The 13,785-nt window shown below is 60.9% G+C and carries 11 protein-coding genes; 6 read left to right on the top strand and 5 right to left on the bottom strand.

The window, feature by feature from the left end; genetic code table 11:
- Positions 1–12: 12 nt before the first annotated feature.
- A complete protein-coding gene (selD, locus tag BK667_RS21995; protein ID WP_123513734.1) occupies positions 13–1,047 on the top strand; it encodes a selenide, water dikinase SelD in 1,035 nt (344 codons plus the stop codon).
- Positions 1,047–2,150, top strand: coding sequence for a tRNA 2-selenouridine(34) synthase MnmH (gene mnmH, locus BK667_RS22000; protein ID WP_123598878.1), 1,104 nt, complete (start codon positions 1,047–1,049; stop codon positions 2,148–2,150). Before selD ends, mnmH begins: the two co-directional genes overlap by 1 nt.
- Before the next feature lie 135 nt (positions 2,151–2,285).
- Here mnmH and BK667_RS22005 read toward each other — a convergent pair whose 3' ends face one another.
- Positions 2,286–3,341 (bottom strand): permease, encoded by a 1,056-nt coding sequence (locus BK667_RS22005; RefSeq protein WP_123598879.1) that lies wholly within the window; start codon positions 3,339–3,341, stop codon positions 2,286–2,288.
- Positions 3,342–3,433: 92 nt separating this feature from the next.
- Positions 3,434–4,108 carry a histidine phosphatase family protein gene (locus BK667_RS22010; RefSeq protein ID WP_123598880.1) on the bottom strand — a complete coding sequence of 225 codons (675 nt, stop codon included), beginning with the start codon at positions 4,106–4,108 and terminating at the stop codon, positions 3,434–3,436.
- A 305-nt stretch (positions 4,109–4,413) separates the two neighbouring features.
- Here BK667_RS22010 and BK667_RS22015 point away from each other — a divergent pair, with 305 nt between their 5' ends.
- The 3 genes from BK667_RS22015 (at position 4,414) to hemB (ending at position 7,313) form a co-directional block, all read left to right on the top strand.
- Positions 4,414–5,112 carry a glutathione binding-like protein gene (locus BK667_RS22015; RefSeq protein ID WP_123598881.1) on the top strand — a complete coding sequence of 233 codons (699 nt, stop codon included), beginning with the start codon at positions 4,414–4,416 and terminating at the stop codon, positions 5,110–5,112.
- 21 nt (positions 5,113–5,133) lie between these two features.
- Positions 5,134–5,976, top strand: coding sequence for a PhzF family protein (locus BK667_RS22020; RefSeq protein WP_123598882.1), 843 nt, complete (start codon positions 5,134–5,136; stop codon positions 5,974–5,976).
- 362 nt (positions 5,977–6,338) lie between these two features.
- A complete protein-coding gene (hemB, locus tag BK667_RS22025) occupies positions 6,339–7,313 on the top strand; it encodes a porphobilinogen synthase (protein ID WP_123513725.1) in 975 nt (324 codons plus the stop codon).
- A 257-nt stretch (positions 7,314–7,570) separates the two neighbouring features.
- Here hemB and BK667_RS22035 read toward each other — a convergent pair whose 3' ends face one another.
- Positions 7,571–9,106 (bottom strand): FAD-dependent oxidoreductase, encoded by a 1,536-nt coding sequence (locus BK667_RS22035; protein WP_123598884.1) that lies wholly within the window; start codon positions 9,104–9,106, stop codon positions 7,571–7,573.
- Between the two features lie 251 nt (positions 9,107–9,357).
- Entirely contained in the window at positions 9,358–11,568 is a 2,211-nt protein-coding gene (locus BK667_RS22040) for a TonB-dependent receptor (protein ID WP_123598885.1), read from the bottom strand.
- 367 nt (positions 11,569–11,935) lie between these two features.
- Between BK667_RS22040 and BK667_RS22050 the strand changes: the two genes are divergently transcribed.
- Entirely contained in the window at positions 11,936–13,027 is a 1,092-nt protein-coding gene (locus tag BK667_RS22050) for a DUF1615 domain-containing protein (protein WP_123598887.1), read from the top strand.
- A gap of 107 nt (positions 13,028–13,134) precedes the next feature.
- On the opposite strand, the gene BK667_RS22055 is transcribed toward BK667_RS22050, so the two are convergent.
- A complete protein-coding gene (locus BK667_RS22055; RefSeq protein ID WP_123598888.1) occupies positions 13,135–13,530 on the bottom strand; it encodes a hypothetical protein in 396 nt (131 codons plus the stop codon).
- Between the last annotated feature and the right edge of the window lie 255 nt (positions 13,531–13,785).

Below are 13,785 nucleotides of genomic sequence, written 5' to 3' on the forward strand. Positions count from 1 at the left end.
AGGTGCACCCCCATGAGCGAGCCGATTCGCCTGACCCAATACAGCCACGGCGCAGGATGCGGTTGCAAGATTTCCCCTCAAGTCCTGGAAGTGATCCTGGCCGGCAGCGGCGCGCAGAATCTCGATCCCAAGCTTTGGGTCGGCAACGCCTCGCGCGATGATGCGGCGGTGTACGCCATCGACGACGAGCGCGGCGTGGTCTCGACCACTGACTTCTTTATGCCGATCGTCGACGACCCGTTCGACTTCGGCCGCATCGCCGCCACCAATGCCATCAGCGATATCTACGCCATGGGCGGCGATCCGTTGATGGCGATTGCGATCCTCGGCTGGCCGGTCAATGTGCTGGCCCCGGAAATCGCCCGGGAAGTGATTCGCGGCGGCCGTTCGATCTGCGATGAGGCAGGTATTCCCCTGGCCGGCGGGCATTCCATCGACGCGCCGGAACCGATCTTCGGCCTGGCCGTCACCGGGCTGGTGCAAAAACGCCACATGAAACGCAACGACACCGCCACCGCCGGTTGCCTGCTGTACCTGACCAAACCCCTGGGCATCGGCATCCTCACCACCGCCGAGAAGAAGGGCAAGTTGCGCCACGCCGACATCGGCCTGGCCCGCGACTGGATGTGCACCCTGAACAAACCCGGCAGCCGCTTCGGCAAACTCGACGGCGTCACGGCGATGACCGACGTCACCGGTTTCGGTTTGCTCGGGCACCTGGTGGAAATGGCGGACGGCAGCCAACTCACCGCACGCATCGAATACGACCGCGTGCCACGCCTGGCGGGTGTCGAGTATTACCTCGAACAAGGCTGCGTACCGGGCGGCACCTTGCGCAACTTCGACAGTTACGCCAGCAAACTCGGACGCTTGCAGGAGCTGCATAAACGCGTGCTGTGCGATCCACAAACCAGTGGCGGCCTGCTGATCGCGGTCACGCCGGCGGGCAATGAACAATTCCTCGCGGTCGCTGCCGAACTGGGCCTGAGCCTTGAGCCAATCGGCGAACTGGTTGAGCGACAGACCAACGCGGTCGAGGTGTTTTGATGTCAATCGACTGCACCGATTACCGCGACATTTTCCTCAACGACCGGCCGATGATGGATGCCCGCGCGCCGGTGGAATTCCTCAAGGGCTCGTTCCCTGGCGTGGTCAATCTGCCGCTGATGAATGACCACGAACGGCAACGGATCGGCACCTGCTACAAGCAGCACGGCCAGCAAGCGGCCATTACCCTGGGGCATCAATTGGTGTCCGGCGAGATTAAGGCCGAGCGCATCCAGGCCTGGGCCGATTTTGCCCGGGCTCATCCTGAGGGTTTTTTGTATTGTTTTCGCGGCGGCTTGCGCTCGCAGATCGTCCAGCAGTGGCTCAAGGACGAGGCGGGCATCGACTACCCGAGGGTCGGTGGCGGCTACAAAGCCATGCGTTCGTTTTTGCTGGAGACCACGGATCAGGCGGTTGCCCAATGCGATTTCGTCTTGCTCGGCGGCATGACCGGCACCGGTAAAACTGAAGTGCTGACGCAACTGAGCAACGGGCTGGACCTGGAAGGCTATGCCAATCACCGGGGTTCCAGTTTTGGCAAACGCGCCACGGGCCAACCGTCCAACATCGACTTTGAAAACCGGCTGGCTGTGGATCTGTTGAAGAAACGCGCCCGGGGCATCGAGCAATTCGTGCTGGAAGACGAAAGCCGTGCGGTCGGCAGTTGTGCCTTGCCGCTACCGTTGTTTCAGGGCATGCAGCAGTTTCCGATGGTCTGGCTGGAAGACAGTCTGGAAGGGCGGGTCGAGCGGATTTTGCGCGATTACGTGGTGGACCTGTGTGCCGAGTTTATCGGCGTGCATGGCGAGGATGGTTTTGCGCTGTTTTCCGAGCGCTTGCTGGAGAGCCTGAATAACGTGCAGAAGCGCCTGGGCGGGGAGCGTCATCGGCGAATGTTGCTGTTGATGGAAGATGCCTTGGCCGAGCAGGCGCGCAACGGTGCGGTGGATCTGCATCGGGGGTGGATCGAAGGGTTGCTGAGCGAGTATTACGACCCGATGTATGCATTTCAGCGCGAGAAGAAAGGCGCGCGGATCGAGTTTGCCGGGGAGCGCGGGGCGGTGTTTGAGTATCTGCGCGAGCGCGGCAGTCAGCGGGTTTGATGGTGTTTTTGCCGGCCTCATCGCGGGCAAGCCATGCTCCTACAGGTCATGCGTCGTGCCCGAATCATGCGGCCGACGCAAAACCTGTAGGAGCAAGGCTTGCCCGCGAAGGCGTCCTCACAGGCGCCAAATTACTTAAAGCAATGCGGCCCCGATCAACCCGCTGATCACCCCAATCCCCATGGTCATCAGCGCCACGCTGACCAACACCCGAGTGTTGAAATCCTTGCGCAGCATCAGCAGCGACGGCAGGCTGATGCTCGGCAGGGTCATCAGCAACGCCACCGCCGGGGCAGTGCCCATGCCGAGGGTCATCATGGTTTGCACGATGGGGATTTCGGCGGCGGTCGGGATCACGAACAGCGTCCCGATGATCGCCAGCGGCACCAGCCACAACAGGCTGTTGGCCATGGCGCCATCGATGTGCGGAAACACCCAGACCCGCACCGCACCCAGCACCAGCACCGCCAGGATGTAGATGGGAATGGTGCTCCAGAACAGCTGCCAGATCGTCCGGCCCCAACGGGACAGGAACGGCTGCGTGTCGGTCTCGCGGGCCTCGACCACCGCCTCGACGGCGGCTTCAGGCAAGTTCTCCGGGCCGGCGATACGCTGGGCCACCATCGACACACCAAACACCAGCACGATACCCGCCACCAGCCGCAACGCGGTAAAGCCCCAGCCGAGCACGAAACCCATGAACACCAGCGTGGCGGGGTTGAGCACCGGGTTACCGATCCAGAATGCCAGCGCCGCACCCACCGAAACATTCTGCCGGCGCATGCCTGCCGCCACCGGGGCGGCGCAGCACGAACACATCATGCCCGGCAACGCGAACAACCCGCCACGCAGGGTCGAGGCGAAACCGGCGCGGCCGAACAGGCGCAACAGCCAGTCCCGGGGAATCAACACCTGGAGCAAGGAGCCGAGGATCACCGCCAGCACCGCGGCCTTCCAGATCGCCAGGAAATACACCTTGGCATATGCCAGGGCGGCGATCAGGGGGTCGGATTGTTGGTCGTTGATGATCGAGGCGCCGATGCTGTGGTTGTCAGCGGCAACGAAGGCCTTGAGGTAGTAGGGCGACCATTTGACGTAGTAGAGGCCGACGCAGGCGACCAGCAGGAACAGGGCGGGTTTCCACCAGAACGACCAGCCCCGGACGGGGATGGCTGTGGATGAGAGTGACATGGCGAGGTTCCGGGCAAGGGGGAGATGAAGTCATGATAGCCCAGCGCCTTCGTACACGTGATCCCTACAATGCGTGGGACCTGTGGGACCTCTTATGTAGGACAGTTCTGCGAGCCGTTATCCAGCCCTTGTTTATAGGTGTGGCTGACCAGGCTGGCCTTGCCGTTGTGCCAGGTCAGGGTCAGCACGTACAGCGAATCGTAGTCGCTGGACTCCCAGTCGTCGGTGATGTTCTGTTTCTTGCCAACCGCGTCACCCGCAACCTTGTTGATCAACTCGGGCAGGTAACCGTGGGACCAGGCGGTGTAGATGATCGAGTTGTGATACTTGTCGTGCAGCAGTTCATCCGCCAGATCGCTGGTGTCGTTGGCCGCGAAATCGATGTTCACCGGCAACCCGAGCTTGATCGCGCTGGGGCTGATGGTCATCAACGGGCGGATGTAACTGTAGGAATTGTCCAGTTCACCTTCCTCGACATTACGCGTCGGGTTGGCGGCGAATACGTAGTTGGCCTTGCCGAATTTTTCCGGCAGCAAGGTGGACAGGTTGATCGCGCGGTTCAACCCCTGGCAATTGAGTTGGCCCAGGCCGCCTTCGGGTTTTTCCGCGTGGCGCAGGAATACCAGGGTCTGGGTGCCATCGGCCGGTTGGGCGCGGCTTTCACTGGACTCAAGCGACAGGAACAGGGCGCTGGCCGCCAACAACGTGGGCAGGAAAATGTACGCGCGATGCTTGAAGCGTTGAGCGAATTTCAAAGGGTTCATCATCTGAATAATGGGTTCTTCAGCGCATTCGATTAAGGCTGACAAACCTTTACACCGCGCTCCCAGCGTCGGGTGTTTTCCATGTCGTTGAGCCAGTCCGTTTTCGTGAAGGGCATTGCTCAGAGTCCTCTGAAGCCCATTTGGTTCGATCCCGGCAGGTTCGCAGCACTTTAGCTGCAACCTTTGGCGGGTTGGCGGAAGGTTATCGACAGGATGTTGCGGATTTATGGATACCGGTACATTTCTGCGCCAGAACGCCCCGGACCTACATTATGATCAGCAGCTCCAATGTCTGCGTGGATGCTCCCATGACCGATCTCTCTGCGTTCCCGATCAACGAAAAATGGCCGGCCCAGTACCCCGAGTGGATTCAGCTGTACTCCTTGCCGACCCCCAACGGCGTCAAGGTCTCGATCATGCTCGAAGAGATCGGCCTGCCGTACGAGCCGCACCGTGTGAGCTTCGAGACCAACGATCAGCTGTCGCCGGCGTTCATGTCCTTGAACCCCAACAACAAGATCCCGGCGATCATCGATCCCCATGGCCCAGGCGATCAGCCACTGCCGCTGTTCGAGTCCGGGGCGATTCTGATCTACCTCGCCGACAAAAGTGGCCAGCTGCTGGCCCAGGAATCGGCGGCGCGCTACGAGACGATCCAGTGGTTGATGTTTCAGATGGGCGGTATCGGGCCGATGTTCGGCCAGGTTGGTTTCTTCAACAAATTCGGCGGCAAGGACTACGAGGACAAGCGGCCCCGTGATCGCTATGTCGAGGAAAGCAAGCGCCTGCTCAGCGTCCTCGATAAACGCCTGGAAGGACGCGACTGGATCATGGGCGAGCGCTACACCATCGCCGACATTGCGACGTTTGCGTGGGTGCGCAACCTGATCGGCTTCTATGAGGCCGGTGATCTGGTGGGGATTCAGAATTTCCCCAACATCACTCGCGTGTTGGAGCGCTTCCTGGCGCGGCCGGCGGTGATCCGCGGGCTGGAAATTCCCAAGTAAGTTTTATAACCAAGGAAGGCCATGCGCTCATTTCCGTTCAAACAAGTCGATGTCTTCAGTCGAACACCGCTAAAAGGCAACCCGCTGGCCGTGGTGTTCGGCGCTGACGAACTCAGCGATGAGCGGATGGCGGCGTTCGCGACCTGGACCAACCTCAGCGAAACCACGTTCATCCTGGAGCCCCGGGATCCGCGAGCCGACTATCGGGTGCGGATTTTTACCACCCTGCAAGAGCTGCCATTCGCCGGTCACCCGACGCTGGGCACGTGTCATGCGTGGCTAGAGGCCGGTGGCGTGCCCAAGGGCGAGGAGATCATTCAAGAGTGCGGCGTCGGGTTGGTGCGGGTTCGCCGGCAAGGCGCGGAGCTGGCGTTCCTGGCGCCGCCGCTGCTCAGGACCGGGCCGGTGGATGCCGATGTGGTGGAGCGGGTTCGTCTCGGGCTCGGTCTGGCTGCGGAGGCAATCGTGCGCACGCAATGGGTCGATAACGGCGCTGGATGGCTGACGGTGATGGTCGAGGATCGGCAGCAGGTGCTCGATTTGCAACCGGATCATTCGCAAATGCTGGGTTTGGCCGTCGGGGTTATTGCTCCGTGGCATCCCGAGCGTGATGGCGATGAGGCGCAGTTCGAAGTGCGCGCGTTCATCTCAGGCGACGGCATGCCGGAAGACCCGGCCACCGGCAGCCTGAACGCCGGCATCGCCCAGTGGCTGCTCGCCGAAGGGTTGGCACCGGCGTCCTATGTGGTCAGCCAGGGCCTGACCATGGGGCGTGCGGGGCGGATTCAGGTGGATCAGGTCGGTGACGAGATCTGGATCGGCGGCGCGGTGGTGACCTGCATTGATGGGACTTTGAATCTGTAACCCGGTTTGTGAAATCGACACAATCCCCCTGTGGGAGCGAGCTTGCTCGCGATAGCGGTGGACCCGCCACATTGATGCTGGATGTGCCGCCGTCATCGCGAGCAAGCTCGCTCCCACAGTAGTCCTGCGTCGTTCATTTGATCCAGGCTCGGCATAAATCCTTGTGGGAGCGAGCCTGCTCGCGAAAGCGGTGGGTCAATCACATTGATGTTGAATGTGCCGCCGCCTTCGCGAGCAGGCTCGCTCCCACATAGGGGGATTGTTGCCTGGCAGGTAAAGGTTTGTTCCTGAACTGACGTTTGTGTCCTGCGCCGCGCAGGGCATAAGCTTCGCCCCCTACGACTTTTGTCTCAGGAAAACCCATGTCCAGCCAGTTCCCCGAAGCACGTCCACGCCGTCTGCGCCGCAATGCGAGCCTGCGCAGCCTGTTCCAGGAAACCGAATTCAGCCTGAACGACCTGGTGCTGCCGATTTTCGTCGAAGAAGAAATCGACGACTTTGTGCCGATCAAAAGCATGCCCGGTGTGGTGCGGATTCCGGAGTCGAAACTGGCCGGCGAGATTGAGCGTTATGCCCGTGCCGGGATCAAGTCGGTGATGACGTTCGGCGTGTCCCATCATCTGGACAGCAGCGGCAGCGACACCTGGAACGACAACGGCCTGGTGTCGCGCATGTCGCGTATCGCCAAGGATGCGGTGCCGGAGATGATTGTGATGTCCGACACCTGCTTCTGCGAATACACCGACCACGGCCACTGCGGCGTGTTGCACAACCACGAAGTCGACAACGACAAAACCCTGATCAACCTGGGTAAACAAGCGGTGGCCGCGGCCCGTGCCGGCGCTGATGTGATCGCCCCGTCGGCGGCCATGGACGGCCAGGTCCAGGCAATTCGCCGGGCGCTGGACGAAGCCGGTTTCACCCAGACTGCGATCATGGCGTACTCGACCAAATTCGCCTCGGCCCTGTATGGCCCGTTCCGTGAAGCGGGTGGCAGCGCGTTGAAAGGCGACCGCAAAAGCTACCAGATGAACCCGATGAACCGCCGCGAAGCCGTGCGCGAATCGCTGCTGGACGAACAGGAAGGCGCCGATGCGCTGATGGTCAAACCGGCCGGCGCCTACCTGGACATCATCCGCGACATCCGCGAAGCCTCGCGTTTGCCGCTGTCCGCGTATCAGGTGAGTGGCGAGTACGCGATGATCAAATTCGCCGCCCAGGCCGGGGCGATTGATGAAGATCGTGTGGTGCGTGAAAGCCTTGGGGCGATCAAGCGAGCGGGGGCGGATTTGATCTTCACCTATTTCGCGATGGATCTGGCATTGGCCGGAATCTAACCAGCACCCTAAATCCCTTGTGGGAGCGGGCTTGCTCGCGAAAGCGGTTTGTCAGCCAATACATAGGGCGACTGACCCGCCACCTTCGCGAGCAAGCCCGCTCCCACATTTGTTGGGTGATGGCCACAATTGCTGTGCCGGACACAGCCCCCTGTGGGAGTGAGCCTGCTCGCGAAAGCGGTTTGTCAGCCAATACATAGGGCGACTGATCCACCGTCTTCGCGAGCAGGCTCGCTCCCACATTGGAATTAGGTGAATCAGGGCGATCCAAAAAACAGCCGTATCCCATGATCGCGGAAATACCGCTCGATCACCTTCGGATCGGCGCTGTTGTCGGCAATCGCCACATAGGTATCCGGCCGCAACAGATAAAACCCGTTGCGCGCCAACCCCGCCGCGTCAAACGCCGGCCGCCAGTCGAACACGTGCAGCGGCAGATGATGCTCGATGCACCAGGCGATCATTTCGTCGCTGGTGTCGCCGTAGACATGCACTTGCCACGTGGGGTTTTTCAGTGATTCGTAATTGTCACCTTCGCCATCATGAGCCCAGGGCAAGCGGTCGCCGCCGTGGACATGGCCGGTGACGCCTTCGCTCAGCGGCATGCCGCGATAGTTGACGGTGATTTGCGAGATGGTGCGGAACAGAAACTCCCGGCTCGCCCCGAACGACGTCAGTTTGGGGATCAGGAACGGCGCCAGCCGCGTGCGCAGCAGATCGGCAACTTTGCCCTCGGCGGTGACGAAGCTGAACACCCGGTCGGTAGTCGACACCAGGCGCCGGGCGAAGGCGATGCGCTCGGTTTCGTAGCTGTCGAGCAGTTTCGCGGTGGCGCCGCCGCTCAGGACCGCAGCCAGTTTCCAGGCCAGGTTGATCGCATCGCCAATGCCGGTGTTCATGCCCTGGCCACCCGCAGGGCTGTGGACGTGGGCCGCGTCGCCGAGCAGAAACGCCCGGCCGCTGCGAAAGAACTCCGCCACCCGATGATGCACGCGGTAGGTCGAGAACCAGTTCACCTGTTCGACCTGCACCTTCAAATGCTCGATGGCCCGGCTGCTGACGTCTTCGAATTTCAGGGTTTCGGCGTGCTCGGCCCGTTCATCGCGCACGGTGCCGATCAACCGCGCGTGACCTTCGCTGGCCAACGGAAACACTGCGAGAAAGTCCGCTTCATCGAGGTCCACGTGCAGTTCACCGTTGAACGCCGGACCGCTGGCCTGGACATCGGCGACGTAGAAAATCTGCTGATAGGTACCGCCGGGGAAACCACTGTCGAGGGTTTTACGCACGATCGACCGGGCACCGTCGCAACCCGCGATATAGCAGGCCTGGCAGGTTTCCTCCTGGCCATCGGGCAGGCGCAACTGCGCGGTGATGCCGTCGCCGGTTTCGGTGAAACTTTCCAGTTCGGTATTGCGTTCCACGCGGATGCCGAAGGTTTCAAGGCGTTCGATCAGCAGGGCTTCATGTTCATCCTGGGGAAAGATTTCCAGGAACGCATAAGGCGTCAAACCTTCGCCGATGCGGGTCAACGGCAGGCGCGCCACGGCTTCTCCCTTGACCCAGAAATTCGCCGCCGCCACCCGATGGCCGTTCTGCACGATGGCATCGGCCAGGTCGAGTTGACGATACAACTCAAGGGTCCGCGCCTGAACGGCCAGGGCCCGAGAGGTGGTGCCAGGCGCGGAGGTCTTGTCGATGATGCGCACGTGGATGCCGAGCTTGCTCAGCCACAGCGCCAGCACCAGACCGGTCGGGCCGGCGCCGATGATCAGCACGTCACTTCGGTTCATGGGGGCATTCTCCGAGGGGTGTGTCGGGCAAGTATGGTCCAGACAGGGCAATCGAGCGTTGTGAATACAAAACCCTGTGGGAGCGAGCTTGCTCGCGATGGCGTCGCTACATCCAGCATCTATGTGACTGAACCGCCGCCATCGCGAGCAAGCTCGCTCCCACAGGGTCTTATGTTGGCTTTGCTTTTTCAGTCAACCAAAAAGGCCCCGCAGCCGTGAAGCTGCGGGGCCTTTTCGTGGAGCGAAGGGGCTTAGAAGTCGATGGTGCCCGACAGCTTCGCCACCCGCGGCTCACCTTGGGTCAGGTAGCCGGCCTGGGCCGATTCCCAGTATTTCTCGTTCGCCAGGTTCTCGATGTTCAGGCGCAGGGTGATGTCTTTCTGGTCGACTTTGAAACCATAGCGGGCGCCGGCGTCGAAGCGATTCCAGGTTGGCAGGCTGAGGTTGTTCGCCGCGTCGGCGTATTGGCCGCCGGTACGCAGCATCCGCGCGTTCAGCGCTACGCCTTGCAGGCCCGGTACGTCCCAATCCACTCCGGCGTTGAACTGGAAGGTCGGTACGCCGATGGCACGGTTGCCGTCGTTGGCGCCGTTCTGGGTGTTCTTCAGTTCGGTGTCCATCAGGGTCAGGCCGCTGATCAGGCGCAGGCCGTCGATCGGCTCGCCGAAGACGTTGAGTTCGACGCCTTTGTTGATCTGCTCGCCCTGGCGCACAAACTCCGCCGTGGTGGCGCTGGTGATCACCGAGTAGCCATCGCTCGGTTGCTCGATGCGGTACACACCCAGGCTGGCGCCGTAGGTGCCCATGTCGACTTTCACACCGGCTTCGATTTGCTTGGAGCGGGCCGGGGCGAACGCTTCGTTGCCGTTGGTGACGACGCGGTTGCCGGAGGTGAGTGGCGAGATCGGGCCTTTCGCCAGGCCTTCAATGCGGTTGGCGTAGAACGACACATGCTCCCACGGCTTGAAGACGATGCCGTAGACCGGTGTGGTGATCGATTCGTCATACGCGGAGGTGCGGCTGCCGGAACCGTAAGGCGCGTAGCCGTAGCCTTGCACCACCAATTGCTGGCGACGCAGGCCGACGGTCAGCAGCAGTCGGTCATCGAAGAAACCGAGGGTGTCGGACACCGCCGCACTGCGGTTGAAGGTTTTGCCGACGATGCCCGGGTCGCTCAGGTCGCCGCCGGAGAAGTTGCCGACCGGCGATGGGGTTTGCACCGGATGGTAGATGTTGTTCGAGTAGCGGGTCAGGTCGAAATCGTAGGCGCTGCGCTGTTCGGTCCAGATCCCGGCCAGGCCGAAATTGAGTTTATGCGTGACCGGGCCGGTGGCGAATCGGCCGTTGAGGCCGGCCATGACGCTGGTGTTGTCTTCATCGTGGGGGATGAACGAGCCGGTTGTGGTAGATGCACCGTCGTTGCCCACCAGCGTGGTCGAGTTGTAGCGTCCGACTTCACGGGTGTGCTTGGCGCCGCCCGCGGCGTAGGCCGTCCAGTTGTCGTTCAGGTCGTACTCGGCGCGCAACATGCCGAAGGTGTCTTCGATGTCGGTGAAACCCCACTTTGGCGCGTAGTTGGTGTCGGCCGATGGCGCATCCGGAATGTGCGTGGCCGTGCCGAGGTTCACGCTGTTGCGGCCACCGTTCACGCGCTCTTTCTGGTAGGCAAAATCACCGGAAATACGCAGGGCGTCACCGCGATAATCGAGGCCGATGGAGAACAGTTTCGAACGCTGGTTTTCGTGATCGATACCGGTGTCGCCTTCACGCTGGGCCAGGTTGACCCGTGCACCGAATCGGTTGTCTTCACCAAAGCGCTGACCGAGATCGAGGTGCTGACCGACGCGGCCTTCGTCGTTGATGTCGGTGGTGAAGCGGCGTGTGGGCACGTCACCGGCACGCTTGGGTTGCAGGTTGACGCCGCCGCCGATGCCGGAGCCGGTCGGGGTCACGCCGTTGATAAAGGCGTTCGGGCCTTTGAACACTTCCACGCGCTCCAGGGCGTCGGTGGAAATGATCTGCCGCGGCAGCACGCCGTACAGGCCGTTATAGGAAATATCGTCGCCGGTCAGCGGCAAGCCGCGGATCATGAAGATCTGCGCCTGGTTGGAAAAACCGGACGCCTGGCGCACCGAGGAATCGTTGAGCAATACGTCGGCGACGTCTTCGGCCTGCTGGTCCTGGATCAGTTGTTCGGTGTAGGCGGCCATGGTGAACGGCACGTCCATCATGTCCTGATTGCCCAGCACGCCCAATTGGCCGCCGCGAGCCACCTGACCGCCGGCAAACACCGGGGGCAGGGCAGCCGTCGCGGTCGGGGCTTGGGCGTTGACGTTCACTTCGTCCAGCACCAGCGCTTTATCGTCATTATTGGTGGCGGCGTGGGCAGAGACGGACAGGGCGCAAAACAGGGCGAGAAGTGTCGGGCGATAGGGAACGCCGAGTCGGGCTGGAGTGGGCATGTTCGATCCTGGCGGCGCGCCGCCGATGAGAAAAAGAGATAACGGCGCGGGGAGCTCCTTGCGCAAATGCGACTCCAGGCGCAAATGATATGTTTTCGCAGTAACGTTCTGCAATGAGTTTGTCATCAGTGGACGAACACGATGGAAAAGCTGCACAAACCTTGTGGGAGCGAGCCTGCTCGCGAAGGCGTTGGATCAGTCGCCATTTGTATTGACTGGTACACCGCCTTCGCGAGCAGGCTCGCTCCCACAGGGTTGTGTGTTGAGTTGAAGGATTGGGTGGAACAGCCGCCCATCAGCACAGTCATAGCCTGCACCCGGCCATTGATCGTATGGTTAACCCGGCTAAACGGATTTTTGGAGCACCATGCACGCCCACCGATTGATCATGAGTCTCGCTGCCTTGCTGGTCCTGGCCGGTTGCGGTACCCGGCAGACCCAGGAAGCACCGGCCCGCAAGCCTGCTGAGGTCAAGGCGCAGATCGTGCGTCTGTTGCCGGCGAAAACCGTCGACCGTGAGGGTTGGGCGACGGATATCTACGCAGCGTTTGCCGCTCAGGAGATTTCGCCGACCACGCAAAACCTGTGTGCGGTGCTGGCCGTCACCGAGCAGGAATCAACCTTTCAGGTAGATCCAACCGTGCCGGGTTTGGGCAAGATCGCCCGGGACGAAATCGACCGCCGCGCCGCCAAGGCGCATATCCCGAGCCTGTTGGTGAGCGGTGCATTGCAGGTCAGCTCGCCCACTGGCAAAAGCTACAGCGACCGGCTGAACGCCGCCCGCAGTGAAAAAGAACTGAGCGCGATTTTCGATGACTTCATCGGCATGGTGCCCATGGGCAAGACCCTGTTCGGTGAATTCAACCCGGTGCACACCGCCGGGCCTATGCAGGTCAGCATCGAATTCGCCGAGCAAGAAACCCGCAATTATCCTTACCCGATCACCGGCTCGATCCGCCATGAAGTGTTCAGTCGTCGCGGCGGCATGTATTTCGGCATTGCCCATTTGCTCGGTTATCCGGTGAGCTACACACAGCCGTTGTATCGCTTTGCCGATTTCAATGCCGGTTGGTACGCCAGCCGTAATGCCGCGTTTCAAAACGCCGTCAGCCGCGTGTCGGGCATCCCGCTGGCGCTGGACGGTGACTTGATTCGCTACGATTCAATCATGCCCGGCACCACGGAACTGGCGGTGCGCACCCTCGGCAAGCAACTGGGCATGCGCAATCCGACGATTCGCGATCAATTGGAAACGGGTAAAAGCCTGGAGTTCGAAGAGACGAGGCTCTACCAAAAGGTCTTCGCCCTGGCGGAGAAGGCTGAAGGCCGGGCGTTACCCCGAGCGGTGTTGCCGGGGATTGTGCTGGAAAGCCCGAAAATCACCCGCAAACTCACAACGGCCTGGTTCGCCAAACGGGTCGATGAGCGGTATCAGCGGTGTATGGCGAAGGGGCGTTGAACATCAAAAGTTCGCAGACGCTACATGGCCAACGGTATTCGCAGGCATAAAAAAACCCGGCTGATGAGGCCGGGTTTTTCGTTGAGTACCGCTGTGAAGCCATTCATTTATGCGGTGCGGTTCTGGATCAATCGATCGGATCCACCTTCGGCAACGCGTTTCTCGATCAGACGATCGGAACCACCTTCAGCCACGCGTTTCTCGATCAGACGATCGGAACCACCTTCAGCAACGCGTTTCTCGATCAGACGATCGGAACCACCTTCAGCCACGCGTTTCTCGATCAGACGATCGGAACCACCTTCAGCAACGCGTTTCTCGATCAGACGATCGGAACCACCTTCAGCAACGCGTTTCTCGATCAGACGATCCGAACCACCTTCAGCCACACGGCTTTCAATCAGACGATCCGAGCCGCCTTCAGCGATCATGGTGTGAGAAGCGGCAAAAGCGTTAACTGCAAAAACCGAGAAAGCGATGCTGAGAAGGATTTGGCGTTTCATGATGGTGTGCTCCGGGGTGTTTATTGGTTGGTATGGAGGCGATGTTACGCCCCGGATTTTTTATGAGAACTTCATTGACGTGATGGTGACCATCGACGGCAATGATGGTTGGCGCGAGGCACTTATTGCGAGGTTGATGATGCGGTCGTCGGCTGGGCCCGATGGGGTCGGTGGCCGGTTCTACACTTTGCAGCACTGGGCTGATTGATCCCTGTGGCGAGGGGCAAGCCCCCTCGCCACAAGGTTTCGCCAAAG

The sequence above is a fragment of the Pseudomonas frederiksbergensis genome (assembly GCF_003732705.1).
Lineage (GTDB): Bacteria > Pseudomonadota > Gammaproteobacteria > Pseudomonadales > Pseudomonadaceae > Aquipseudomonas > Aquipseudomonas frederiksbergensis_F.